General features: G+C 66.3%; 27 protein-coding genes. 14 read left to right on the forward strand and 13 right to left on the reverse strand.

Annotated features, from left to right (window positions below):
* The 5 genes from MF134_RS04680 to MF134_RS04700 all read right to left on the reverse strand — a co-directional run bounded on the left by MF134_RS04680 (window position 1) and on the right by MF134_RS04700 (window position 4,628).
* Entirely contained in the window at window positions 1-1,230 is a 1,230-nt protein-coding gene (locus MF134_RS04680) for an efflux RND transporter periplasmic adaptor subunit (protein ID WP_255338242.1), read from the reverse strand.
* Complete coding sequence (locus tag MF134_RS04685) at window positions 1,227-2,648, reverse strand: fasciclin domain-containing protein (RefSeq protein WP_255338243.1); 1,422 nt, start codon at window positions 2,646-2,648, stop codon at window positions 1,227-1,229. Before MF134_RS04685 ends, MF134_RS04680 begins: the two co-directional genes overlap by 4 nt.
* A 566-nt stretch (window positions 2,649-3,214) precedes the next feature.
* Entirely contained in the window at window positions 3,215-3,337 is a 123-nt protein-coding gene (locus MF134_RS04690; RefSeq protein ID WP_255338244.1) for a hypothetical protein, read from the reverse strand.
* A complete protein-coding gene (locus tag MF134_RS04695; RefSeq protein ID WP_255338245.1) occupies window positions 3,334-3,723 on the reverse strand; it encodes a rhodanese-like domain-containing protein in 390 nt (129 codons plus the stop codon). Before MF134_RS04695 ends, MF134_RS04690 begins: the two co-directional genes overlap by 4 nt.
* Before the next feature lie 11 nt (window positions 3,724-3,734).
* Window positions 3,735-4,628, reverse strand: a complete 894-nt coding sequence (locus tag MF134_RS04700) for an MBL fold metallo-hydrolase (RefSeq protein ID WP_255338246.1) — start codon at window positions 4,626-4,628, stop codon at window positions 3,735-3,737.
* An 84-nt stretch (window positions 4,629-4,712) separates the two neighbouring features.
* Here MF134_RS04700 and MF134_RS04705 point away from each other — a divergent pair, with 84 nt between their 5' ends.
* The 11 genes from MF134_RS04705 (at window position 4,713) to MF134_RS04755 (ending at window position 16,108) form a co-directional block, all read left to right on the forward strand.
* Entirely contained in the window at window positions 4,713-5,024 is a 312-nt protein-coding gene (locus tag MF134_RS04705; RefSeq protein ID WP_255338247.1) for an ArsR/SmtB family transcription factor, read from the forward strand.
* 347 nt (window positions 5,025-5,371) lie between these two features.
* Window positions 5,372-6,655, forward strand: a complete 1,284-nt coding sequence (egtB, locus tag MF134_RS04710; protein WP_255338248.1) for an ergothioneine biosynthesis protein EgtB — start codon at window positions 5,372-5,374, stop codon at window positions 6,653-6,655.
* Window positions 6,655-7,611 (forward strand): L-histidine N(alpha)-methyltransferase, encoded by a 957-nt coding sequence (egtD, locus tag MF134_RS04715; RefSeq protein ID WP_255338249.1) that lies wholly within the window; start codon window positions 6,655-6,657, stop codon window positions 7,609-7,611. The genes egtB and egtD overlap by 1 nt, the downstream gene beginning before the upstream one ends.
* A 287-nt stretch (window positions 7,612-7,898) precedes the next feature.
* The gene (locus MF134_RS04720; protein ID WP_255338250.1) at window positions 7,899-8,249 is read left to right on the forward strand and encodes an NADH-quinone oxidoreductase subunit A; all 351 of its coding nucleotides are present in this window, start codon (window positions 7,899-7,901) and stop codon (window positions 8,247-8,249) included.
* A complete protein-coding gene (locus tag MF134_RS04725) occupies window positions 8,240-9,412 on the forward strand; it encodes a hypothetical protein (RefSeq protein WP_255338251.1) in 1,173 nt (390 codons plus the stop codon). The genes MF134_RS04720 and MF134_RS04725 overlap by 10 nt, the downstream gene beginning before the upstream one ends.
* Window positions 9,409-10,329 carry a complex I subunit 1 family protein gene (locus MF134_RS04730; RefSeq protein ID WP_255338252.1) on the forward strand — a complete coding sequence of 307 codons (921 nt, stop codon included), beginning with the start codon at window positions 9,409-9,411 and terminating at the stop codon, window positions 10,327-10,329. The genes MF134_RS04725 and MF134_RS04730 overlap by 4 nt, the downstream gene beginning before the upstream one ends.
* Window positions 10,320-10,916 carry an NADH-quinone oxidoreductase subunit J family protein gene (locus tag MF134_RS04735; protein ID WP_255338253.1) on the forward strand — a complete coding sequence of 199 codons (597 nt, stop codon included), beginning with the start codon at window positions 10,320-10,322 and terminating at the stop codon, window positions 10,914-10,916. Before MF134_RS04730 ends, MF134_RS04735 begins: the two co-directional genes overlap by 10 nt.
* Window positions 10,917-10,929: 13 nt before the next feature.
* Complete coding sequence (gene nuoK, locus MF134_RS04740) at window positions 10,930-11,235, forward strand: NADH-quinone oxidoreductase subunit NuoK (protein WP_007068914.1); 306 nt, start codon at window positions 10,930-10,932, stop codon at window positions 11,233-11,235.
* Window positions 11,236-11,238: 3 nt separating this feature from the next.
* Entirely contained in the window at window positions 11,239-13,188 is a 1,950-nt protein-coding gene (locus MF134_RS04745) for an NADH-quinone oxidoreductase subunit 5 family protein (RefSeq protein ID WP_255338254.1), read from the forward strand.
* A gap of 3 nt (window positions 13,189-13,191) precedes the next feature.
* Window positions 13,192-14,694, forward strand: coding sequence for a complex I subunit 4 family protein (locus MF134_RS04750; RefSeq protein ID WP_255338255.1), 1,503 nt, complete (start codon window positions 13,192-13,194; stop codon window positions 14,692-14,694).
* Between the two features lie 4 nt (window positions 14,695-14,698).
* Window positions 14,699-16,108: an NADH-quinone oxidoreductase subunit N gene (locus MF134_RS04755; protein ID WP_255338256.1), complete on the forward strand. Its 1,410-nt coding sequence runs from the start codon at window positions 14,699-14,701 to the stop codon at window positions 16,106-16,108.
* A gap of 40 nt (window positions 16,109-16,148) precedes the next feature.
* Here the strand turns inward: MF134_RS04755 and MF134_RS04760 are convergent, their stop codons facing one another.
* From MF134_RS04760 to MF134_RS04780, 5 genes are all read right to left on the reverse strand, one after another.
* Entirely contained in the window at window positions 16,149-17,525 is a 1,377-nt protein-coding gene (locus MF134_RS04760; RefSeq protein WP_255338257.1) for an MFS transporter, read from the reverse strand.
* Entirely contained in the window at window positions 17,522-17,992 is a 471-nt protein-coding gene (locus MF134_RS04765; protein ID WP_255338258.1) for a (R)-mandelonitrile lyase, read from the reverse strand. Before MF134_RS04765 ends, MF134_RS04760 begins: the two co-directional genes overlap by 4 nt.
* A gap of 164 nt (window positions 17,993-18,156) precedes the next feature.
* Window positions 18,157-18,870: a RibD family protein gene (locus tag MF134_RS04770; protein WP_255338259.1), complete on the reverse strand. Its 714-nt coding sequence runs from the start codon at window positions 18,868-18,870 to the stop codon at window positions 18,157-18,159.
* Between the two features lie 83 nt (window positions 18,871-18,953).
* Window positions 18,954-19,142 carry a hypothetical protein gene (locus MF134_RS04775; protein ID WP_255338260.1) on the reverse strand — a complete coding sequence of 63 codons (189 nt, stop codon included), beginning with the start codon at window positions 19,140-19,142 and terminating at the stop codon, window positions 18,954-18,956.
* A 142-nt stretch (window positions 19,143-19,284) separates the two neighbouring features.
* Window positions 19,285-20,052 carry a carboxymuconolactone decarboxylase family protein gene (locus tag MF134_RS04780; RefSeq protein WP_255338261.1) on the reverse strand — a complete coding sequence of 256 codons (768 nt, stop codon included), beginning with the start codon at window positions 20,050-20,052 and terminating at the stop codon, window positions 19,285-19,287.
* Window positions 20,053-20,466: 414 nt separating this feature from the next.
* Between MF134_RS04780 and MF134_RS04785 the strand changes: the two genes are divergently transcribed.
* Window positions 20,467-20,862, forward strand: a complete 396-nt coding sequence (locus MF134_RS04785) for a (R)-mandelonitrile lyase (protein WP_255338262.1) — start codon at window positions 20,467-20,469, stop codon at window positions 20,860-20,862.
* A 54-nt stretch (window positions 20,863-20,916) separates the two neighbouring features.
* Here MF134_RS04785 and murB read toward each other — a convergent pair whose 3' ends face one another.
* From murB to MF134_RS04800, 3 genes are read right to left on the reverse strand one after another with little or no spacing between them, the layout of a single operon-like run.
* Complete coding sequence (murB, locus tag MF134_RS04790) at window positions 20,917-21,930, reverse strand: UDP-N-acetylmuramate dehydrogenase (protein ID WP_255338263.1); 1,014 nt, start codon at window positions 21,928-21,930, stop codon at window positions 20,917-20,919.
* A complete protein-coding gene (locus MF134_RS04795) occupies window positions 21,927-22,454 on the reverse strand; it encodes a group III truncated hemoglobin (protein ID WP_255338264.1) in 528 nt (175 codons plus the stop codon). The genes murB and MF134_RS04795 overlap by 4 nt, the downstream gene beginning before the upstream one ends.
* Before the next feature lie 2 nt (window positions 22,455-22,456).
* A complete protein-coding gene (locus tag MF134_RS04800; RefSeq protein ID WP_255338265.1) occupies window positions 22,457-23,053 on the reverse strand; it encodes a helix-turn-helix transcriptional regulator in 597 nt (198 codons plus the stop codon).
* A gap of 156 nt (window positions 23,054-23,209) precedes the next feature.
* Between MF134_RS04800 and MF134_RS04805 the strand changes: the two genes are divergently transcribed.
* The gene (locus MF134_RS04805) at window positions 23,210-23,812 is read left to right on the forward strand and encodes a superoxide dismutase (protein ID WP_255338266.1); all 603 of its coding nucleotides are present in this window, start codon (window positions 23,210-23,212) and stop codon (window positions 23,810-23,812) included.
* A gap of 127 nt (window positions 23,813-23,939) precedes the next feature.
* Complete coding sequence (locus MF134_RS04810; RefSeq protein WP_255338267.1) at window positions 23,940-24,485, forward strand: flavin reductase family protein; 546 nt, start codon at window positions 23,940-23,942, stop codon at window positions 24,483-24,485.
* The last annotated feature ends 296 nt before the right edge of the window (window positions 24,486-24,781 follow it).

The raw sequence follows: 24,781 nt of genomic DNA on the forward strand, positions 1-24,781 counted from the left end.
TCACTGCCCCGCCGCTGCCGCGCTTTCGGTAGCTTCGGCCCTCTCGTCCGCGACGCGTACCTCCTGGCCTTCGATCGCTGCCGGGAGGTCGCTGACCATGACCTCAGAGCCCTCGGGGAGCATTTCGCCATCCAAGAGGACGCGTGTTTCCTCGCGCAGGATCAGGCCCGGCTCTGCGCGGCGCAGTCTGCCGTTCTCGACGATCCAGACGAGGTTGCGACCCTTGACCGCCTCCGGCGGCACCTGAACGACGAGCCGGCCTTGGATCGCCACCGGGAGCGCCGCTTCCACCAGTTCGTCGATCCTCAAGGGCCGGCGGCGGTTCTCGTCGGCATCGGCGGAAAACGGCCGCGGCACCTCGACGATAAGCGCGACGGTCCGTGTTCCCTGGACGATCTGGGGATCGACGCTGACGACGGTTCCCGATCCGAGTGCCATGGCGTCCGCGCCGGTGCCACGGAGCTCGACCCGGCCGCCGATCGCGCGCTCCGGCGTGCCAAGGATTTCGAGGTCGGCGGGCGTCAGCCCCATCTTCAGCTCGGCCGCTTCGGCATCGATGAGCGTGCCGAGCATCGTCCCCGGCTGAACGAGGCTGCCGACAGCCGCCGATTCCGCCGTGACGAGGGCATCGAAGGGCGCGCGAATCTCGGCGTCCGCCAGGGCGTTCTGCGCCTGCGTCAGCCCGGCCTCGGCATTGGCGAGATCGGCTTCGGCGCTGGCGACCTGGACGATCGTGTCCTCAAGTTCCGCTTCGCTCGAAAAATCCTGCTGCGCCAGCCGTTCCTGGCGTTCGCGGGCGACGCGGGCATCCGCCAACGAGGCTCGTGCCTGCGCCACGCGGGCTTCGGCCTGCTCGACATCGGCCTGAAGGTCTTCGGTTTCGAGGGCGACGAGAAGCTCGTCTTCACTCACCCGCTCTCCGACGCGGAGATCCTCGCTCACCATGCGAATGCGACCCGGCGCCTCGGCGGTTACCGAGACTTCGGCGCGAGGCCGCAGGAATGCCGTCTGGGTGATGACGAGTTGCGAAGCGGCCTGCGCCGTGGCCGTTTCGACCAGGGGAGCCGCCGGCGGCTGCTGTTCCGATTGCGGGCCGGGCCGGGTCAGCCACCAGTAGGCCCCGGCACCGATGGCGAGAACCACCAGCCCTGCCAGCGCCCACAGAACCCACCCCCAGCGACTGGAAGATTCCCGATCGCGATCGTCCCGTTCTTCCTCCGCGGTCGTCATTCGGCGTCGTCGGAGCCAGAATCCTCGACGACCACCGAGCCATCGAGCGGATCGATGACGATCTGTGCCACCGGGACGCGGCGCGTCTCCTCGTCGCCGAAGCCGAGAAAGCCATCCGACGTTTCCAGGACGACCGTGCGGACCCGCGCATCTTCCAGCGTGACGAGAACATCCGAGATGGTGCCGATCTCGTTGCCTTCGCCGTCCATGGCGGATTGGCCGATGAGATCCGCCGTCGAAACGATCTCGCGGGTCAGCCCGACATCGGGCACGGCCGGAGAGTCTGTCTCGTCCGGCGTCTGCGCCCCGTCAGCCGATGCAACTTCCTGCCCGGTCCGGGTGTCATCGCTGGCATTCGTGGCCGTCGTCATATCGGCATCGGCCTCATGGCGGGAATCGCCGGGTGTCGTATCGGTGGTGACGATCCCGTCAATGTTATTCGGACCCTGATCCTCTTGCGGGGACGGATCCTGGTTTCGCGATGCCTGATCCTCCGGAGGCGCGATCGTGACCGTGCTGCTGCTATCGACCATCTCCCTTGCGTCCGCCGTCTCGCCGTCGAGGCCGGTCGTATCGGAGTCGGAGCCGGGCAAGCTCGTCTCGGAGGAACGCATTTCGGCATCGCCGCCGGGTGCCGCGGGCGTCGGCCCTCTGTCAGACGCCACGATCTCGGACGCGAAATCCTCGCCGGTGCCGTCGTCGGCCGGACTGGTCTCGGCAGCGCTGACGTCCGTGTTCCCGCCGTCGCTCTGGCGCGCCGCCCCTGTCGAGGCGTCGTCAGCCGAAGCCACCTGATCGCTTGGCTGGTCGTCGTCGACGAAAGCCGTGGGAGCGAAGCCGGGCGGCAGAAGCACACGGTCGATCGCATGGACGATGATCCCATCCTGCCCGGCAACATTGCCGGTCACCACGCGCGTTTCATCCGCGGCGCGGGCGCGCAGGAGGTCGGTGAGATTCTCCGTCCCCTTCGGCGGAGGAACCTGCAACGTCAATTCGCCCCGCGAATAGGTGGTGACGAGACGCCCGAGCCCTTCTTCCTCGGCAAAGGTCTGCATCTCGACGGGAATGTCATCGGCATCATGCGGGCCCGATGGCACGATATGAAGCTTCACGATCTGGTCGGCCGCTTCCTCGTGCTGGGTGCCTTGCATTTCCTCGACCAGCGCGGCCGGAAGACGGTCGAAGGCCTCGTTCGTCGGGGCAAAGACCGTCGCGGTCTCCAGCCCATCCAGATCCGCGGACTCTGCCAGCGCGGCAAAGGTGCTGAATCGGCTTTCGTTCTGCAAAAGCTCGCGTAACGTCGCCTCGTCGGCAGGGGCCGCGCCCGTCGAAGAGAGCAAAGCAGCAAGCGACACGGTCACCATCGCGCTGGTGGCCCCGCGCTTGCGGGCCGGATATCGATGCCCGCGGCCCTTCACCTGTGCCTCATGCTCTCGAACTCCGTGATCGACGTCATTGCCTGCTTCTCCGAAAGCCTGTTGGGTGTTTCGAGCCGCCATTCGACAGCGGATGCGGGGATGACAACGAGCCGATCAGAAGATAGTCCCGGCTCGTGGCCAGGCGAGTTTCACCCGCCGTCGCCTTCCAAGTCTGCCGCGAGAACCGCCAGCGGTGGCTCGTGTCAGATGAGCTCGGGCTCGCTGAAAAGCGGGGGGCGGAATGCCCGGCGCACTTGATCCCAGGGCTCCTGCGGACAGGCTCCAAGCGGAAATTCGACCTTCAGGGAATTGTTCCGGTCGAGGTCGCTAGGCGGGGCCCGATCCGGCCTTACCCTCAGGGCGCTCAAGAGCCCCAACCAGTTGAAAAGCATCTGTCACGAGGCCGTCGTCGCATGCGTCAAATCGCGCAGGTGGCCGGCTTTGCGGATAATCAGGGGTGCTGGCTTTTTCCGCAGAAGAGGAAAAGACGCTGGAGCCCGAAGCACCAGCACCGGCCGTGCAACGAGGCACCCCGTCTTCAGACCGGCCGGCTCCAGCGGCAGGAATCAGCGCAGGACCTTCACCAGCGCCGCGATCACGAGGACGATCAGGACCAGCCAGAGCAGCCCCCATAATCCCATTCCGAAGGGCATCCAGCCCCACATGCCGTCATACCCATCATGCATCATGACTGGGAGTCCTTTCCGTGTTCCACAGGTCGGCCGGCTTCGCGCCAGCCCTTGAGGCCCCCTTCGATCGGCTGGGCCCGATAGCCCATCTCTCCAAGGGTCGCGGCGGCAAGGCTCGCCCGGGCGCCCGAGGCGCACAGCACGTGGACGGGATCGCCCTTGGCATGGGCCTCGTGAAGCGCCTTCTCGCCGCCCTCATTGGTCGGATCGGCCTTGGCTTCGAGAAAGCCGCGCGGAACATGCAAGGCGCCGGGCACCTTGCCGTCTTCGGTGAGTTCGTGGGCTTCACGGACATCGAGGACCAGTCCGTCGACGTGCTGTGGCTCGATCGACCCGCCGGTCATCTCTTTCGCGTCTGCCACGAAGTCTTTCATCGTCTTGGCCATCAGGGCCTCCCTCACAATCGATTCACGGGAATCTTCAGATAGACATGGCCGTCGGACTCCGCCGGCGGCAGGCGACCCGCCCTGAGATTGATCTGCAGGGCGTGCAGCATGCGGTCCGGCAGGGAGAGCGTCTCGTCGCGCTCGGTGCGCGTCTTGACGAACTCCTCCTTGGTGACGCCGTCGCGGACATGCTTGTTGTCGCGCCGGTGTTCGGCGACCGTCGCCTCCCAGAAGATCTCGTCGCGCTCCTCGGTTCCGTAATCGTGACCGACGAAGAGCCGGGTCTCTTCGGGCAGTGACAGGATCGTCTGGATCGAATCCCACAACATGCCCGCGTCGCCGCCGGGAAAGTCTGCCCGGCTCGACCCCATGTCCGGATACATCAGCGTGTCGTGGACGAATGCCGCATCGCCGACGACATAGGTGATGGAGCCAAGCGTGTGACCGGGAGACAGGATCACCCGCGCCTCGATCCCCCCGATCCTGAAGATCTCGCTGTCCGAGTACAGACTGTCGAAGTCACGGGCCGGGTCGAAGGCGTCAGGCAGGTGATAGAGATCCCGCCACAGATCGGCGATTTCCAGGACCTTCTCGCCGATCGCGTTCGGGACGGAGAGCTTGTCCTTCAGATAGGCGGAGGCCATCAGATGGTCGGCATGGGGATGGGTGTCGAGCACGCGCTCGATCGCGATCCCTTGTTCCTCGGCGAAAGCAAGGATCTCGTCGGCGCTCTCGAAACTGGTGCGCGCTTCCGCCGGATCGAAATTCTGGACCACGTCGATCACGGCGCCCTTACGGCTGTCGGGATCGGCGACGAGATACTGGATCGAGCCGGTGTCTTCTTCGTAGAAGCCCCAGACGTCCGGAGAGCCTGGCCCTTTCGAGGGACTGTGGCGAGTCAGCATGGCTGCCTCCATTGGTGTATTGCAGTTCAAGCGGTTGTGCGCGATATATGAGCGATGTCTAAATTAGCAAGTCCTGATATAGAGATGCTGGAGCAGCGATCCGAGCATGTGGCGGCGCTGCTTTCCCTGATCGCCAATCCGGCGCGCCTGCGGATTCTCTGTCTTTTGGCCAAGGAGGAGATGCAGGTCGGGGCGATGGCGGGTGCGCTCGGCCTCAGCCAGTCTGCGCTCTCGCAGCATCTTGCGAGGCTCAGGGCCGGTGGGGTCGTCGAGACCCGCCGCGACCGGCAGGCGATCTTCTATCGCCTCGCCGATGGCGAGATCCGCGCCATCATGGACAGCCTTTACGACATCTTCTGCGGCAGCGCAGAGACGGATCTCGAAGACAACGCCTAGGTGCTGCCCTTGGTTGGCCTGCGGCGTTTGGTTGGCTCCACCAGACATCTCCTGGCCTCCTTCGGCAGCAGGCTGCGTCAATACGCCCGCAGCAGCCGGCGGCATGCGTGACGCGCGGCTTCATTTTCCGCCGATCCGGCGCATAGAGGTCATGCAACCGCAAAAATCACGGGTCCTGAAGGCCGTCCCGCACCGCGATTTTTGGAGGCTGCTAGCATTTCGTCAGGCTTCGGATCGTTGAACCCAGGGGGCTCCGGGCTAGCTGGGCGCTGACCAACCGGTGGCCCCGTTCGGCAGGTTCGAACGTACGGGTCGGCCGGACACGGCGATCAGCCTGGAGGAACATCATGGCCCGCCTCTCTCCCCAGCCCCAATCCCATGCCGCAGCCAGCCCCTCGACGCTTGGTGACCAGTACCGACGCGTTCGCGAGGACAGCCGGCGGCTCGGCGAACCGCTCTCGGACGCGGATGCGACCGTCCAGTCCATGCCCGATGCAAGCCCGGCGAAATGGCACCTCGCCCACACCACCTGGTTCTTCGAGACGATGGTGCTGAAGCCCAATCTCGACGGCTACAAGCCGTTCGACGAGCGCTTCGACTATCTGTTCAACTCCTATTACGAGACGCTGGGCGAACGGCATCCGCGGCCGCGCCGCGGCATGATCACCCGGCCCGCGCTCGATACGATCTTCGATTTCCGTGCCCATGTGGACGAAGGGATCGACAAGCTTCTCGCCAGCGATCCCGATCCGTCCGTCGCCGAACTCGTCGAACTCGGCTGTCATCACGAGCAGCAGCACCAGGAACTGCTCCTCACCGACATCCTACATCTCTTCGCGCAAAACCCGACGAAGCCGGCCTATCGCGATCCCCAGCCGCTGGCCGTCGAGCCGGGCGAGGCGGATGACGCGCGCTTCGTCTCCTTCGACGGCGGTATCGTCGAGGTTGGCCATGATGGCGAGGGCTTCGCCTTCGACTGCGAAGGGCCGCGCCACCGCGTCCTGCTGGAGCCCTATCGCCTCGCCGACCGGCTGGTGACCAATCGCGAGTTCATCGCCTTCATCGAGGATGGCGGCTATTGCGATCCGCTCCTGTGGCTCTCCGCCGGCTGGGCCGACATTCTGGCGAATGGCTGGTCGAAGCCCTTCTACTGGGAGGAGCGCGACGGCGAATACTGGACAATGACCCTGCGAGGCGCCCAGCCAGTCGACCTCGACGCGCCCGTCACCCATCTCAGCTATTTCGAGGCCGACGCCTTCGCCGCCTGGTCGGGCAAGCGCCTGCCTACCGAGTTCGAATGGGAAAACGCCGTCCAGTCGCTGCCGGTGGAAGGCAATCTCGCCGATTCCGGTCGCCTGCGTCCGCGCCCGGCCCAGGCGGGCGAGGGGCTGCGGCAGATGTATGGCGACGTGTGGGAGTGGACGCGCAGCGCATTCTCGCCCTATCCGCGTTTCAAGCCGGCCGAAGGCGCTGTCGGCGAGTACAATGGCAAGTTCATGTGCGGCCAGTTCGTGCTGCGCGGCGGCTCCTGCGCGACGCCGGCCGGGCACATCCGTGCGACCTACCGCAATTTCTTTCCACCCGACGCACGCTGGCAGTTCTCCGGCCTGCGGCTGGCGGAGGATGCGTGATGCTCGACCGCACCGATACTCTGACGCTCCAGCGCGAAGCCTTTCGCCGCGACGTGCTGGAAGGTCTCGCCCTGTCGCAAAAGACCATTCCGGCCCGCTGGCTCTATGATGATCGGGGCTCGGAACTCTTCGAGGACATCACGAAGCTCGACGAGTATTACCCGACGCGCACCGAGCGGGCGATCCTGGAACGCCACGCCGGCGACATCGCGCAGAAGCTCGGGCCCAAGGCGTCGCTCATCGAGTATGGAGCGGGCGCCGGCATCAAGACGGAAATCGTCCTCGATGCTCTCGACGACCCGGAACTCTACGTGCCGATCGACATTGCCGGCGACTTCCTGGAGGCTTCGGCCGAACGGCTCCGCGGGCGCTTCCCGGCTCTCGACGTGCATCCCGTGGTCGGCGACTTCACCGACGACATCGACCTGCCGGACAGCCTCCCCGACGAGGGGCGGCGGTGCGGCTTCTTTCCCGGTTCCACCATCGGCAATCTCGACCCGAAGGATGCGGTGACCTTCCTGAAGCGCATGCGCGGCCATGTGGGTCGAGGCGGCCGGGCGGTGCTCGGCGCCGATCTGAAGAAGCCGATCGAAGACCTTCGACGCGCCTATGACGACAGCGAGGGCGTGACGGCCGCCTTCAACCAGAACCTCCTGATCCGCATCAACCGCGAACTCGGCGGCGATTTTCCCCATGACGCGTTTCATCACGAGGCGCGATGGAACGACGCGGAATCGGCGGTCGAGATGCATCTCGTCGCCGACCGGGAGGTTTCGGTCAGCGTTGCCGGCCAGAGTTTCGACTTCCACGAGGGCGAGACGATCCATACCGAAAGCTCGCGCAAATACGATCGCGCGAGCCTCGGAAAACTCGCCGGATCGGCAGGATGGGAGATCGAATCCTTCTGGACCGACGACAAGGACCGCTTCTCGGTGACCATGCTGAAGGCGGCGTAACAGGCCGGAGGACATCAAGGCGGCCGGGAGTTCCGCAAGGCCCGGCCGTCTGCTTTGTCCAACGCCCCGCCTTCCCGGCGGACGCCGACCCATCGACGACGGCTCAGACAAGGGTTGATGATGGGAAGACAGAAGCCGACTAGCGACCACTTGAAACGGCGCAAAATCAACACCTTGCTGACGCGTCCTTCGGCATCCGGCCAAGCCTGATCGCGGATCGCCCGCATTGAAACGGACGCGCATCGCCTTAATCCTCAAACCATGTTCGTCTTGAGAAGATCGTGAGGGTGGGGCTCGTGGATCTGGTCACGAAGATCATCGTCATTTGCGCGGTCTCGGCGCTCGCCATCTTTGCCCTCTGGCGAACCGGAGCGAAGGACGCCACCGCGCCCCAGCAGCTTCCCTATCTCGGCGGCGGCACCCCGGATACCCATGCCTGGCAGCGCTATCATGTGCGCTATTACTCGATGACGCTGCTCTTCATCGCCTTCGAGATGGAGATGATGTTCATGTATCCCTGGGCCGTCGTCTTCGTCGAAGAGGGCGGCAAGGCGATGATGGAAATGGGGATGTTCCTGGCGATCCTGTCCATCGGCATCGTCTATGCCTGGCGCGAGGGCGTGTTCCGGTGGCAGTGAGCGCGCTGAAGAGATGGGCGGGCAAGGCCCCGGCGTCGGTCTTCGTCGCAATCGGCGAAGGGATGCGCGAACGCGTCGAACGCCTCTTCGCCGATCCGAGGATCGAGCGGGCGGCGACGCCGCGCCATGCCGCGATCTTTCTGATCGCCGGACCGATGCGACTTGAGGATCGCGAGGACCTGCGCCGCCTCCACGACCAGATGCCGCATCCCCGCGCGACGCTTCTGTGGGCTGCAGAGGTCGGCGAGGCGTTGGGCGATGCCGAAAAGCTCAACTTCACCCTCCAGCCTGCTGACACGAGCCGGGCAGATGAGGCAGCGCTTGACCGTCTCACCCGGATCTGGGCCGAACTTTCGGACGGCGAGCGGCCGAGTGAACCGGACCTGTTGCACGACGAGCCGCCCAATCCCTGGCAGGGGATCGGTCCCCACGGCCAGGGCGGCAAGGGCATGATGGGCGGCACGCCCTACGGACGGCCGATGGCGATGACCGCCGACGATCTGAGAGACGGCCTCGCGCTCGATCCGTATACCGCGCGCTTCGGCCCGTTCCTGCCGATGTTTCCGCCTGGGTTGTTGTTGGAGATGACGTTGCAGGGCGACGTGATCCAGTCCGCCAAGGTCTTGCGACCGCCCCTGCCTCAGGCAGCGAGGGATGATGCTTCGGCTGCGCTGCTCAGGCTGGCGCGGCTCCTCGATCTCCTTGGCCTGCCCGTGCTCGGCCATCGCGCTCGGCTTGCGGCGGCGGGCGATCGGCCATCATCGACGCTTGAAACTCTCGGCCGTGCCATCCGCTGGTCCGGCTCCACGCTCGCCATCCGCCCGGGGCTTGGTGCGGTCGAAGGACAGGGGGACCTGCGCACCCGTTTTGATGATCTCCTGGCCGTGACGGGCGGTTCTTCGGCCGAGACACGGCCCGAACTGCCGGAATCGGCCCATCTCTCCTCGCTCCTGCCCGGCCTCGAATGGTCCGAGGCTATGCTCGTCCTGAACAGCTTCGACGACGAGACGCTTTCGGCGCTGGCCGTGGTCAAGGAGGACGAAGACAAGGATGGCCACGACCATGAGGGCAGCGGCTACATGCACCATGAACACCACGGCCATGGGGGCCATCAAGGCGACGGTGGGCATGACCATCATGCGGGCCACGGAGGCGGCGCATGACCACATTTCTCGCCGCTCTCCTCCTCATCCTCTTCCTGTCGGTCGGCTTCGCCGGCGCGGCCGTCGCCGACCGGGCCATTCCCGCTTTTCTCGCCGGACAAACCGCCCCGTCCTGGCGTCTCTCCCTCGCCGACGCCGTGCGTCTTCTCCAGACCCAGCGCATCCGCACCGAAGCGCCCGACGCGCTGCTCTGGTGGCTCGCGCCAGCCCTCTACCTCGCCCTCGCGATCGTTGGTCTCGCCGTTATCCCCTTCGGCCAAGACCTCGTTGCCATCCCGAGCGAAGTCGGCATCGTCGTCTGGGGCAGTTGCGAGGCGTTGACCATCGTCGCGGTCTTCATGTTCGGCTGGTCCGCCAATGCGCCGCTGGCGTTGATCGGCGCTTATCGCTATGTGGCGATCGGCTTGCCGGCGATGCTTCTGTCGATGTTCGTGCTGATCGGCGCGGCGCTTCCGGCGGAGTCCCTCGGCTTCATCGAGATCGTCGAGGCGCAGCGCACGGTCTGGAACGTCGTGCGCCAGCCGGCGGGGCTGATCCTCTTCCTGATGCTCGGCCTCGCAATCAGCCTGCGCGGACCCTTCGACTATGCCAGCCCGGAAGACCTTGCCGGCGGCGTGACAGCGGATGTCTCCGGTCCCGGCCTGCTCGCCTGGAAGATCGCCCGGCTCACGATGCTGGTCTCGGTCTCGGCGGTGACGGCTACGGCCTTTCTCGGCGGCTATCTCGGGCCGATCCTGCCGGGCTTCGTCTGGCTGCTGCTCAAGACTGCGGTGGTTCTGCTCGTCCTGATCTGGGCGGGCAGCGTGTTCGCGCGCATGCCCCCCGCCCGCATGATGAGCGTCATCTGGACGATGCTCCTGCCGCTCTCCTTCCTCATGCTTCTCGTCGTCGGAGTGGAGTTGCTGCTATGGGGCTGACCGATCTTCTCTTCTTCGCCCTGTCGGCCGTCGCGATCGTTTCCGGATGGCGTGTCTTCGCCACCGATTCCATGGTGCGCGCGTCCTTCCTGCTGCTTCTCTCCTTTGTCGCGGTCGGCCTGATCATCGTCATGCTGGCCGCCCCCTATATCGGCGTCGCGACCGTTTTCATGATGGCTGTCGAGATGATGGTCATGGCCCTCTTCATGGTCATGTTCATGATGAACCCGGCCGGGCTCAACCCGATGATGATGGTGCATCAGCATCGCTTCTCGATCGCAGCCGGCGTTCTCGCCTTCGCCGGGCTCACCGCCGCGATCCTCTTCACGAGCTTTCCCGAAAACTCCGTCGATCCTTCGACGCCGGTCGTCCACGATCTCGGCATCGAGCTTCTCGGGCCCTCCATGCTGATCTTCGAGACGGCAGGCGTGACACTGCTCGCCACCATGATCGGCTCGGTGATCCTCTCCTCGCGCTCGGGCCGTTTCGGCATGGCGGATCAGGGCTCGAAACCGCCCGGCCTCGAACCGGACGGCGAACCCGCTGGACGCCAGCCCGAACAGGGCGGCGGCCACCATCATCATTAGGAGGCCGAAACCCGTGACGCTCGCCACCGTCCTCATCGTCGCCGCGGCCCTGATCGGCATCGGACTATACGGCGCCCTGTCGCAGCAGAGTTTCGTCATGCTGATGATGGGGCTCGAACTGATGCTGAATGGCGGGCTGCTCGCCGTGATCGGGCTATGGGCGAACACCATGGGCGGCGCGCCGGAGGGCCAGCTTCTGGCGATCATCATCATGGCGGTGATGGCCGTCGACATGGCGATCGGCTTCGCTCTGGTGACAGCCGTCTATCGCAAGCGGCAGGCCGACGTGACCGAAAGCCTGACGACGATGAAGCACTGATCGATGGCGTTTCTTCTCCCCCTCCTGCCGATCCTCTTCGCCATCGCAACCACGTTTGCGCCGCGCGGAGATGATGGACGTCAGCGTCTTTGGCTGACGGGTCTGGCGGTCGCCGCCATGGCGCTGACGGCATTCGCCGCCGCCCTGGGCGCGGCAGGGGGATGGACCGGCCATATCGCCTGGCACGAGCCGCTCGGGCTGACGGCCGCCCTGCCGCCACTGGCCGGGGCGATGGCGATCCTCGTGCCGCTCATCGCGCTGCCCGTCCTCGCCTATGCCGCTTTCCATGAGGAAGGCCGCGGCCTGCGCCGGCTCGTCGCCATCCTCCTCGTCTTCGTCGGCGGCATGGAGCTTCTGGTCGTCGCGGCGGATTTCCTGACGCTTCTGATCGGCTGGGAGCTGGTCGGCGTCTGCTCCTATCTCCTGATCTCCCATGAGTGGCGAAACCGCGAAAACACCGCCTCCGGCCTCTATGCCTTCCTGATGACGCGCTTCGGCGATCTCGGGCTCTTCGCCGCCGCCATGGCGGTCTTTTCGGCGACGGGCTCCTTTTCCTATGACGGCCTTGGCCTCATGGAGGGCGTGCCGGCGGCGGTCGCGGGCTTTGGCCTGCTCTTGGCCGCCGCCTCGAAATCCGGCCAGATCCCCTTCGCGCCCTGGCTCTTCCGGGCGATGGCGGGGCCGACCTCGGTCTCGGCGCTCCTCCATGCCGCGACCATGGTCGCGGCTGGCGCCTTCATCCTCTTGCGCCTCGAACCCTTCCTCGCCTCCGTGCCGGGCCTGCCGGGGACGATCATCGCCGTAGGTGCTGCAACCGCGCTCTCGGGTGGCATCGTGGCGCTGCTCCAGACCCATGCGAAGCGCCTGCTCGCCGCCTCCACCTCGGCCCATTATGGGCTGATGTTCGTGGCGGTCGGCGCCGGCTATCCGGGCGTCGCCTTCCTCCACCTCGTCGCCCACGCGGCCTTCAAGGCCCTGCTCTTCCTCGCGGCCGGTGTCGCTCACGAGAAGACTGGCAGCTACGATCTCTCGGCAATGCGCCTCGGCCGGGCCTTGCCGCTGGTGGGCCTTTTGACACTCGTCGGCGCCCTGTCGCTCGCCGGCGTGCCGCCGCTCGGCGGGGGCTGGACCAAGGAAGCGGTAACGACGGCGGCCGAGCATTGGAGCCTATGGGCCGCCGGGGCGGTGATTCTCGCCGGGGCTCTCAGCGCCGCCTATGCCGCACGATTCCAGCTTTCCGCCTTTGGCCAGGCCGAGGAACAGGACGATGAGGACGAGGGCGAAACCGCGCCGCTCTGGCCGCAGACCCGCGCCCGGCAGGTCGAGATTGGCGCGATGGCGCTGCTTGCCCTCTTCGTTCTCCTGACCTCGCTGCTTTGGCTCCCGCCGGTCCGGTCGACCCTCGAAGAACTCCTGCAAACCGCGCTTCCGGAGGCGAGCGTCGCGACCCTTGTTCTCTCGCTGATCGGCGTCGGTCTCGGCCTTCTCACCGGAACCATGATCGCCCGGCAGTATCGCACTCTCGGCACCGAGGGCGCTGCCGCCGAAGCGGCCCACTGGCTCGGCCTGCCGGCGCTGATCGATGCCGCGGTCACCGGCCCCGTGCTCTGGCTGTCACGGAAGGCCGCCAAGCTCGATGACAAGCTCATCGACGGCGCGGTTCGGCTCGTCGCGCTCGGCGGCCGAGGCGCCTCCTGGGTGATGCGCCAGAAGGGCGAGGCCGGCGCGGAAGGCCTCGTCACCCAGGCGACCGGTCTCGTCGGAAGCCTTTCGCGGACCACGTCCCGCTTCGGCGAATGGCTGACCGACGGCCTCGTCGAAGGCCTCGCGCTCACCGTCGGCCAGAGCGGGCGCGATGCACGGCGCCTGCAAACCGGCCTTTCCCACCATTACTATGCGATCGCAACGCTCGGTGCCGGCGCGGCGATCATCCTCCTGTTGGGCCTGTCCTGATCCATGCTGACGCTCTCGATCCTCATCCCGCTTCTTGCCTCGCTCGGCCTGTTCGTCTGGTCGGATGCCACCAAGGATAAAGCACGCCGCGTCGCCCTCGGCGCCTCGGCCCTGTCGCTGATCTGCCTGATCATCGTCTGGCTCGGCTTCGATAGCGGGCCCGAGGCGCCAGCCTTCCAGGCGGTCTCGGAGGTCGGCTGGATCGACGCGCTAGGCGTCGCCTGGCGGGTGGGCGTCGACGGCATGTCGCTCGCCGTCTCGCTGATGAGCGGCCTCCTGTTCCTCTGTGCCATTGCCTGGCCGGCGGAGACGAAAGGCCGCGCCCGGCAATATTACGCCTGGTTCCTGTTTCTCCAGGGCGTCTCGCTCGGCCTCTTCCTGACGCTCGATCTCCTCATCTTCTACGTCTTCTTCGACCTGACGCTGGTCGGCATGTATTTCCTGATCGGCCGCTGGGGTCATGACCAGGCCGAATACGCGGCGCTGAAATTCTTCGTCTATACGCTGGCCGGCTCGCTCGCGATCCTTCTCGCCATCCTCGGCCTGGTGCTTGCGAACGACACGCTCACCTTCGACATGCCAGCCCTGATCGCCGCCCAGCCGCTCGGCGGAACAGACCTGCGTGCAAGCCTCATCCTCCTTGGCTTCCTCGTCGGCTTCGCCATCAAGACGCCGCTGGTGCCGTTCCACACCTGGCTTCCGCTCGCCCATGTGGAGGCGCCGGGGCCGGCCTCGGCCGTTCTCGCGGGCGTGCTTCTGAAAATGGGCACCTATGGCATGGTGCGCATACCCTTCCAGATGATGCGCGAGACCTTCGCGGCCTATGCGTTTCCGCTGGCCATCGTCGCCCTCGTCGCAATCCTCTGGGGTGCGCTCGTGGCGCTCGGCCAGACGAACCTCAAACGCCGCATCGCCTACACCTCGGTCAATCACATGGGCTACACCGTGCTCGGCATCGCCGCCGCCGGTGCGATGATCGGCAGCGACAGCGTGCGGACACTCGCCCTGTCGGGCGCGGTGACGGAGATGGTCGCCCACGGCCTCATCACCGGTGCGCTCTTCCTCATCGCCGGCAGTTTCTATACCCGCACCGGCACCTATGATCTCGCCCGCTATGGCGGCCTCGCCCGCATCGCGCCGCTTCTGATGGCGGCCTATTTCCTCTCGGCCTTCGCCAGCTTCGGCCTGCCGGGCCTCGCGGGCTTCGTCGCCGAGTTCCAGATCTTCGCCGGCAGTTTCGGCGTCTATCCCGTCCTCGCCGCGATCGGTCTTCTCGGCCTCGTTGTCACCGCGGCGCTCTTCCTGATGATGGGCCAGCAGATCTTCTTCGGCACGCCCGCGCCGGGGATGATGGCGATCAAGGACCTGAAACCCGCCGAAATCGGGCCGCTCGCGGTGCTCCTTGTCCTGGTGGTGTTGATCGGCCTCCTGCCCGGCTGGCTCCTTGACATGATCCAGACCGGCTCGGCCTTCGCGCCGTTCCAGGCAGTCGGCGGGGCGCAGTAACGTGATGCCGCTCGGAGATATCCTGCCGGAGATCGCCGTGCTGCTGACGGCCGTGGCGATCGTACTCCTGGCCAGCTTCCTGCCGCGCCGGCTGCAGTGGACCGGCGCGCCGGTGGCGCTGGCAGGGCTCGCAATCGCGGCCCTTTTCCTGCTTGCCCAAGCGAGCGGCGAGGCCCGCGCGACCTTCTCGCAGACCTACGCGCTCGACATGGCGAGCGTCGAGGGCCGTCTCCTCATCCTCTTCGCGACGGCCGTCACCGTGCTCCTCTCCCCGCGGTGGTTCGCCACTGACCAACGCCACGGCGAATTCTACGCCATGCTCCTGTTTTCGACCCTCGGCGCGATGGTGCTGGCCGGGGCGCTCGACCTGCTCCTCGTCCTGATCGGCGTGCTTCTGTCCTCGGCCACGGGCTACGTGCTCGCCGCCTATCACCGGGATTGGGCGCTCTCGGTGGAAGCGGGGATGAAATACTTCCTCGTCGGCGCGCTGGCGAACACCGCGCTGGCGCTGGGTGCGACCTTCATGATCGGCATGCTCGGCTACCCCGGCTTCGGCGAGATGGCGGCGGCGCTCGCCGTCGGCGAAGCCTCGCCGCTTCTCCTCGTCGGCCTCGGCCTCGTCGTGATCGGCATGGCCTACAAGCTTGGCGCCGTGCCCGCCCATGCCTGGCTGCCGGATGTTGCGGAGGGCGCCCCGGCCCCTGCCGCCGCCTTCCTGACGGTCGCGCCCAAGATCGGCGCGGCGATCGCGCTCGCCCGGCTCGTTTCGCTCTTTCCCGAGACCGGTTTCGCCATCCGGCCGCTGGTTGCCGCGCTCGCCGTCATCACCATGACCCTCGGCAATCTCGCGGCCCTGTGGCAGGACGACATGCGCCGCATGCTCGGCTGGTCCTCGGTCTCCCAGGCGGGCTATCTCCTGATGGCCGTCACCGTCGCGGGCCTGAGCGATCAGGCGATGCCTGCCCTACTCATCTTCCTCGCCGGCTACACCGCCGCCAATCTCGCCGCCTTCGCGGCCGTTACCCATCTGCGCGGCCGGACCGCCCGAAACGACTATGCCGGCCTCCTGAAAACCGCGCCGTTCGCCGCGATCGCCCTCATCATCGCCTTCCTGTCGCTGGTCGGCATCCCGCCACTCGGCGGCTTCCTTGGCAAGCTGGAACTCTTCCTCGTGACGATCGACGGCGGCTATGGCTGGCTCGCCGTTGCGGCGCTCTTCAACACCGTTCTGTCGCTCGTCTACTATCTGCGCTTTGCCGTGCCGATGATCTGGCGCGAGCCAAGCGGCACTCTTTACCGGCTGGGGGCCTGGTCGGCCGTCGCCTTGGGAATCGCCCTCGCCGCGACAGTGGCTGTCGGGCTCCTCGCGCAAGCGATCCTTGGCCCGCTGGCGGGGGCGGCATTCCTTCCCTGAGGGAGAATTGCCAGACCCACAAGAACCGCGGTCGGCGCGTTCATTGCTCCCGTGCGAGGGCGACGACGATCGCGCCGAGGATCGAGAAGCCCGCCGTGATCAGGACGGCTTCGTCCCATCCCTCGACGAGACCCTCCGCGCCGCCCACCTCGGCGCCATGGGCGATCAGCACGGCCCCGATGGTGATACCGATCGCCGAGCCGAGATAGCGCGCCGTGTTGTTGGCGCCGCTTCCCATCGCCGTGCGGTCGGCGGGAACGGTCGCCACCGCCTGTTGCCCGAGCGCGGCGTTGAGCACGCCGTTCGCCACGCCGGCGAGAAACAGGCCCGGCAGGAGCGCGACGATCGATCCCCCCACGGACGGGCCGTAGACCAGAAGCTGGGCCAGTGCGCAGCCGCCGAGACCGCCGGCGAGAACCATTCGGCGCGACCAGCTCTCCGGGATCCAACGCCCAGCGAATGCGGTGACGACGCTCGTCGCCGACCAGGCGCAAAGCACGATGCCGGCAGTGATCGCGCTGACGCCCATCGCCCGCGACATGAGCACCGGCACCAGCGACATCAGTGCGAGAATGCCCGCACCCGAGGCAAAGGCGGCGACGGTCGCGCCGACGAAGCCACCACTGCGAAAGAGGCGAAGGTCGAGAAGCGGATCGCGGCGCCGCGCCTCGACGAAGACGAAGCCTGCGAGAAGCGCGAGCCCCCCGAAGAGGAGACCGAGAACGAGGGGCCGGCCGATCCCGAGCCGCATTTCGGTCAGCCCCGCCATCACCAAGGCGAGCCCCGCCATCAGGAGGGCGGCTCCGAACCAGTCGACCCGGCGGTTTCCGGACGTCTCGTCCGCCGGCAGAACCCTGTGACCGACGGCAAGAAGAGCGAAGGAGGCGAGCGCATCGCCCCAATAGGAAGCCGTCCATCCGCCCGCGCTGGTCATCAGCGCCGCGAGGATCGGCCCAGTGGCGACCCCGGCCCCGAGAGAAGCCGCCCAGACGGCGGTGGCGCGGGTCCGCTCCTGTCCGCCGGGATAGACGCGGCCGAGAAGCCCGAGGCCGCAGGCCATGACGGCCGCGCCGCCGAGCCCCTGCACGATGCGGGCGAGGATCAGAACAAGCGGGGTCGGCGCGAAGGCACCGGCAACCGATGCCGCCGCCATCACGGCCAACCCGAAGAGAAAGACGGTCCGGCGTCCGCGATCGTCGCCGAGCGCGCCTGCGCTGAGAAGGCCGGTCGCGGCGCCGAGAGGCATGGCGCTGAGGAGCCAGGCCTGGGCGCCCGGCCCGGCGGCAAGGGCGGCCGCCGTGGGTTCGATCGTCGTCAGAGGCACGGTGAAGATGACGAGGACGAGCATCGTCGCCGCCGAGACGACGGCGAGAGTGGGCGCGCCCTGCGCGCCCACCGACATGTCGGCCGTCGTCACTCTGCGGCTCGGGCATATTGCTCGTCGGTCACCGGGTCGCCCCAGACGACGTTCTCGCCCTCCTCATATTGCTGGACAGCGTAGTGCGTGACCGCCGTGGTGTCGGTCGCGCCGTGCCAATGCTGGACGTCCGGCGGACACCAGACGACGTCACCGGACTGGATGATCTCCTTCGGCTGGCCTTCCTCCTGAACCCAGCCGGTGCCCTCGGTGACGATGAGCATCTGGCCGGCCGGATGGTGATGCCAGTTCGACCGGGCGCCGGGCAGGAAGGTGACCTTGCCGGCATTGACGACGAAGGGATCACGGTTGTCGAATACGGGTTCGACATAGGCCGTGCCGGTGAAATAGTCGGACGAGCCGATCATGCCCTCGCGACTGCCGTTCTTGATGATCTCCTGGCTCTGCGCCAGGGCGCCGGTGCTGACGATAGCCGCGGCGAGAGTAGTGGCTGCAAGTCTGAGCATTCTCTGGTCTCCTTCAGTCGTCACTTGATTGCTTCTGGCGGCCGTGGACCGCGATGATGCGCTCCCTGGATCGGAGCGCGCTTCCGCCGTTGGGGCGGAATTCCTGTCTCCGTCCGGTCGAACGGAACGGAGCGAGATGCCGGTCGAACACTTGATGAGCCGGCTTATTTTCGAACAATTTCGTGACGCAGCCAGACCACGCCGCCGTCGAGCACCTCGCAGGCAGAGAGCCGCAGATGCTGACCCCCGGCGGGATGGCTGCCGGTTTCGCCCGGATGGTCGTAGATGGCGGCGATGCCGGCCAGGCCGTCGATCGCCGGGCAGATCAGCGTGCTTGTCTCGTCGATCAGGCCCGCGGCCAGAAATGCGCCATTGGTCACGCCCCCGCCTTCGAGGATCAGACGCGTGGCCGCGAACCTCTCTGCGATGGTCTCAAGCGCCGCCTCGAGGTCGCGGCCGTCGCCGCCGGCAAAGACGTAGGCCACGCCTGCCGCACGAAGCCGGTCGAGCGTGGCGTCACTGACACGTTCGGAAAGGATGGCGATTACCTGCTCTCCCTCCAGTTCACCACTCTCGAAGCCGAGCCGTCCGGAGGGGTCGAGCGCGATGGCGAGCTGGCGGCCTTTTCGCTCCGTCACATGGGGCTCACGCGGTTGCGGCTCATCGAGAAGTGCGAGGGCTTCGATCTCGGGCACATAGGCTGCCATCGTCTTGCGCCCGACGATCCAGCCATCGGCTTCGAGACGCTCGGCGGTCGTGTCGTAGTGCCGGCCGATCAGATCGTCGATCGTCCCCTCCGCCGGATCGCTCCAGCGCTCCGGGTGCAGGCGCCCGTCGAGCGAGGTGACCATGTGGCAGGTGATTCTGGGTCGCGTCATCCTTCGGCTCTCTTGCGAATGTGGAATACCGTCCAGCTAGGTCGTCGGAAGCGCGACGATTACCGACCGGTTTTCACTGGCACCTATGAGAGGGGCTCATGGGCCGTGTGTAGCGGCAGCCGATCGAAGCGACCAACGAGCTTTGAGCCGCCGGGCTGGGCGCAGGCAAACCCGGCCGTCACCACGGCAAAGGGTTTGAGGAAGCGGGCGATGCGAAGCGGCCCGGAATTGAGCTCCCGGCCTTCAACGTCATTGTGAACGCCCTGCGGCATCCTTGGGCGCTCTGACACTGCCGCAATCCCTTCGCTGTCTCTCAGGGACGGCAAAGATCGCCGCGTCTCGTACAGAGGCGGCACCCGCTCCCGCGGGAGCCGCCCACGCATCACTTGCGAAGCCTCGGGCGTCGCCCGGACATCAGCTCTCCCGGCCGTCGAACACTTCCTTGGCGACCGGCATGGCGGAGAAGACGTTTGGCCAGCCGGCATAGAAGGCGAGATGGGACAGCAGCGCCGAGGCCTCGTCCTTCGACAACCCATTGTCCATCGCCCGGTTCAGGTGGAAGGTGATCTGCTGGACGTGGCCGGCGGCGATCAGCGCCGCGACGGTGACGAGGCTGCGGTCGCGCGGTTCGAGACCGGGGCGCAGCCAGAGATCGAGGAACAGAAGCTCCTCGGTGTTGTCGACGACGCCCTGGCTGACGTCACCGTAGCGCTCCTGAACCGACGATTGGCGTGCGTCTTCGGCCTCCTGGTCGAGCGGCAGCATGTCGTCGGGCTCGGCCGCCGGCAGCTGATCGGCGGAGATGCCACGCTCGGAGAAAACGCTTCCCGCCGCATCGACGCCGATCATCGCGTTCTGCCAGCCGGCATAGAAGGCGAGATGGGTGATCGTTTCGGAGACCTCCGTCGGCGTCACCCCATTGTCGAGAGCGTAAGCGATGTAGTCGCGCAGCCCTTCGCTCTGGCTGCGGGCGATCAGCGCGGCAATCGTCGCAAGGCTGCGATCGCGTTTCGAAAGAGCCTCGTCGCTCCAGACCTGACCGAAGAGATCGTCGGCGGTGTAGGATTCGAGCGCCGGCGAGACGTCCCCGATCGGGGCCCGGTCGAGGGGCAGGCTTTCTTGGGCGAAGACCGGCGAGGCGGCCAGTGTGAAGCTGCAGGCAATGGCTGCGATCTTGCGCATGGTCGATCCTTTATCGTCTTGAGCGCCGCACGGGTGGCGGCGCGATGATCCGGCGTCGGTTTCGCCGATGATTGTCAGCTAGGCCCTGCACGATCGATCATTGAGCGCATCGAGATGATAGGTCTCATGAGACAGGCTCATCGATCACGGGCCGACCTTCCGAAAAGGAAGCGCGGCAGGGGAAACAGCGTTCCATGAACGCGACTCATAAGTCTTCGCTGCGAAATCATCCTAATCTCATCGGCATGTCAGCCCACCTCGTGTGGTGCTTGGTGTAAAGCGAGGGAACAACGCGCCCTCGAACAGGCTCAGGCGATGCGGAACGATCGGCACGCCCCGGGCTTCAGCTCCCGGGATACCCGGCCTCCGTTGAAAGGCCGCGCCCGGCACATCCGCGCACAAAGGAGACACGATATGAAGATCACCCGTCCTGGAGACACACCCTCCGGCAAGGGCCCGGCAGACTATTTCACCGGCACGGTTCGCCTCGATCCGCTCTTTTCCGCGGAGGAGCCGGGGCGCGTATCGGGCGCCTCGGTGACGTTCGAGCCGGGTGCGCGCACAGCCTGGCACACCCATCCGGCCGGCCAGACGCTGATCGTGACGGCGGGCTTCGGCCGCGTGCAGCGCGAGGGCGGCCCGATCGAGGAGATCCGTCCCGGCGACATCGTCTGGTTTCCCGCAGGCGAAAAGCACTGGCACGGGGCCGCGCCCGAGGTCGCCATGACCCATATCGCCATCCAGGAAGCGATCGACGGCAGCCCCGTCACCTGGCTGGAGAAAGTAACCGACGAGCAATATGAGGGCTGACAGCCCCCGCTTCGGTCTTGTCAGGGAAAGCAGAAAGCGGGGCTGGTGCCCCGCTCAGCGGATCTCCAGCGGCTCCTGCTGCAGCGTGACGCCAAAGCGCTCGAAGACCGCGGACTTGATCGTCTCTGCGAGGGCCGAAATATCGTGGGCGGTGGCGCGGCCGTGGTTCACGATGATCAGCGCGTGCTTTTCGTACACGCCGGCATCGCCGACACGATGACCCTTGAGGCCGCAGCTCTCGATGAGCCAACCGGCCGACAGCTTCACCGTGCCGTCGGGCTGGGGATATCTCGGCGCCCCCGGGATCGTGTCGGCAACGGCTCCGGAAACGACCGGATTGTGGAAGAAGGAACCGGCATTGCCGAGAACGCGCCAGTCCGGGAGCTTCGAACCGCGCAACGCGAGCACCCGCTCCATGATGGTCTTCGGATCGACGGTCTCGTCCAGGCTGTCGAGGCCGGCATAGCCGAGGATCGGTCGCCATTCACCCGGCAGGGCCAGCGTCACCTCGGTGATGACGAAACGGCCCGGATCGTCCTTGAAGACGCTCTGGCGGTAGCGGAAGCGGCAATCCTCGCGCCGGAAGACCCGCCAGTGCCGCTCGGCCCTGTCGTAGGCGGTCAGCGAATGGAAACGGTCGGCGAGCTCGATTCCATAGGCGCCGATATTCTGGACCGGCGCCGCCCCGACCGTTCCGGGGATTCCGGCGAGATTCTCGATTCCGCCAAAACCCTGGGCGACCGTCCATTGCACGAAGTCCGGCCAGTCTTCGCCCGCCTGGGCGGTGACGAGGAGATCACCGTCCGCCTCGCCGGTCACCGCCCGGCCCCGAGTCGCGAGCACGGCCACGACCGCGTCGATCTCGGGATGGAGAACGACATTGCTGCCGCCCCCCAGGACCACGAAGGGAAGCCCCACTTCCCCCGCGAAACGCGCCAGCGCGTCGATTTCCTGCGCCTCGTGCACGAAGGCGCCATAGCGCGCCCTTGCCGCCAGCCCCAGACTGTTGCGCCGGCTCAGATCGAAATCCGAAATGGCCCGGCAGTCCGCCGCATCAGGCCTGGTCATGGGCCGACTGTCCATCGCGATCCTCGCTCGCTCCCCCCGTCCCCGAGGCACTCCCGGTCGAGATGCTCGCGTTCGAGCGGCCTCAGATGCAGGATATCCTCGCCCCGCCGCATCTTGATGTTGATACGGAAGGAATTGCCGATCCGTTCCGAGCGCTCGATAAAGGCCGCCGCCACATCCGGCGGGCAGGTGTCCTGAACCGTCAGCCGGAAGAGCGCGAGCCAGCGCCTGAAATGGGCGTCGCCCAGTTCGGGAATCGCCAGATGCCTGGGCATCGGCCGGCCGTCATAGCGCCGCGTGCCCAGAAAGGACGCACTCCAGAAGTCGGTGATCGTGTCCAGATGGTCCTGCCACTGAGCGTCCGGCACCACGCGCCGGAAGATGGGCCCGAGGAGGTCGTCCTCGCGCGCGGCCGCGTAGAAGCGCGTCACCACCTGTCGGATCAGGGCCTCGTCCAGACCGGGAAGCGATCGGGTCGGAACGGCCGTCTCCGCCCGCGCGGCATCGATGCGTGTCGTCGGCATGCTCATGCCTCTTTGATGATGTAGGTGCAGCGTCGACCGCCCGAGACGATGTGTTCGGCGCGGTCAATCGCGACGGAGGGCCCCAGCACGGACTTGAAGACCTGCAGCTCGGCCCGGCAGAAGCCCTGGCAGGCGCTGGCGGCGGCGCAGATCGGACAGTGGTTTTCGGTCAGAAGCAGGGAGCCATCCTCCCGCTCCTGCCATTCGGCCATGTAGCCCTCGGCGGTGCGCATGGCGGCCAGCGCCGCGACGCGTTCGTTCAGCTGCGAGCAGTCGCGCATCGCGGCCTCGTAGGTTCGGCGGGTCTCGGTCTCCCTGCGGGCGATGACGCGATTCAGCGCGTCCTCGCCCAGCGCCGTGCGAATGCTGTCGAGAAGCTCGACGGTCAACGCCGCATGGGTGTCGGGAAAGCGCGCCTGGGCGGCCTCGGTCAAGGCCCATCTCTGGGTCGGCCGACCCCGGCCCGCCGGCCGGCTCTCGGCCGCGACCAGCCCATCCTCGCCCAGCCGCACAAGTTGCTGACGCGCCGCTTCCGCGGTCGTGCCGAGCTTGTCGCCCAACGCCGCGGCGGTCATGGCGCCATGCATCTTCAGCGTCATCAGCACCCGCTCCGACGGCTTGCGCGGCGACCACGCCGTTTTTTCCAAGAGATTGCTTGACATAATCCTTGCGATATTTTTCAAAGATCTCACTTGGAAAATAGCCGCCCGCGCCTTTCGGCGCAACCGCGGCACAGGAAAACAAGGAGATACATCATGGCTTTCGTGCTGCCCAATCTGCCCTATGCCCATGCAGCCCTCGCCACCCGCGGCATGAGCCAGGAGACCCTGGAACTCCACCACGACAAGCACCATCAGGCCTATGTGACGGCCCTGAACGGTTTCGTCGAGAAGTACGACGATCTGAAGGACAAGTCGCTCGAAGAGATCATCACGCTCGTCAAGGACGATGCAGACCGCGCCCCGGTCTTCAACAATGCCGGCCAGCACTGGAACCACATCCATTTCTGGAACGCGCTGTCCCCCGAAGGCGGCCGCCTGCCGGGCCGGCTCGAAGCCAAGATCACGGAAGATTTCGGCTCGGTCGATGCGTTCAAGGAGGCCTTCAAGGCCGCGGCCCTCGGCCAGTTCGGTTCGGGCTGGGCCTGGCTCGTCCTCGGCCCCGACGGCAAGCTGAAGGCCACCAAGACGCCGAACGGTTCGAACCCGATCGCCACCGGCGAGGGCACCCCGATCCTCGGCCTCGATGTCTGGGAGCACAGCTATTACGTCGACTTCCGTAACCGCCGGCCCGACTATGTGGTGAACTTCCTCGACAATCTCGCCAACTACGAATTCGCCGAGGCCAATCTCGGCTGAGACGGTCCTGACCTCGATGCACCATCCGCGCACGGACACGCGGCGGGATGGTGCATCGCTTTTTCTGATCCCTGAGAGGAGCGGCTGCTCGTGCGGCCTTTTCCGATCGTGCGAAGGAGGCTCGCGGGTGAAAATTCTCCAGAACGAACCCGAGATGCCGGACGGACTCAATCTGAGATCGCCCGCGCGGCCGGCGGTCGATCCGCGCCCCTATCGCGATGCCATGGCTTCGATCGGCGCAACCGTCGGCCTTGCCACCGTCCGGCTCGACAATGACCGCCTGGGGCGAACGGTGACGTCCTTCTTTTCGCTGTCGATCGACCCGCCCACGATCCTGGTCTCGATCGACCGCGGCAGCAGCTTCGCCGCCCATGTCGTCACGACCGGGGGCTTTTCCTTCGCCATGCTCGCCGAAGGCCAGGAGGATGTGGCCAATACTTTCGCCGGGGCCGGCGACCCGGAGCGGCGCTTCGACACGGGACGCTGGACGACCTGGAATTCCGGCCATCCCCGGCTCGAGGAGGCGCTCGTCGCCATGGATTGCGAACTCCTCGGGGTCATCGAGACAGGCAGCCACATGCTTTTCGCCGGCGGTGTCGTGGGCCTCGCCACGCCCCAGGACCGCGCCCCCCTGATCTGGCACCGCCGCCGCTACACCTGCGTCACGCACTGACGAGACGCAGTTTCGCCAAAGCGCGCAGCGCCGGCCACCTGAATCCGGTTCCGGAAATGGGCCAAATTCGGCTCCACCTTACGGGACCTGATCGATGACGAGATCGCCTGCCACGGAAAATAACCGTTTCCCGCATCAGGCCGGTGTGCGAGCGCGCTGAGAGTTCGACACTGCGGTGTTCACCGGACAGTCGTTTCGCGCCCCGTCATGTCCTGACGAGGGCATGAGGCAAAAGCGCGCATTTCTCTACCAGCCTAGCAAGTTTTAGAAGCATTCCACATTTGCGGACCTGCCTC

Origin of the sequence: Jiella marina, from assembly GCF_024359545.1 — a bacterium.
GTDB lineage: Bacteria > Pseudomonadota > Alphaproteobacteria > Rhizobiales > Rhizobiaceae > Jiella.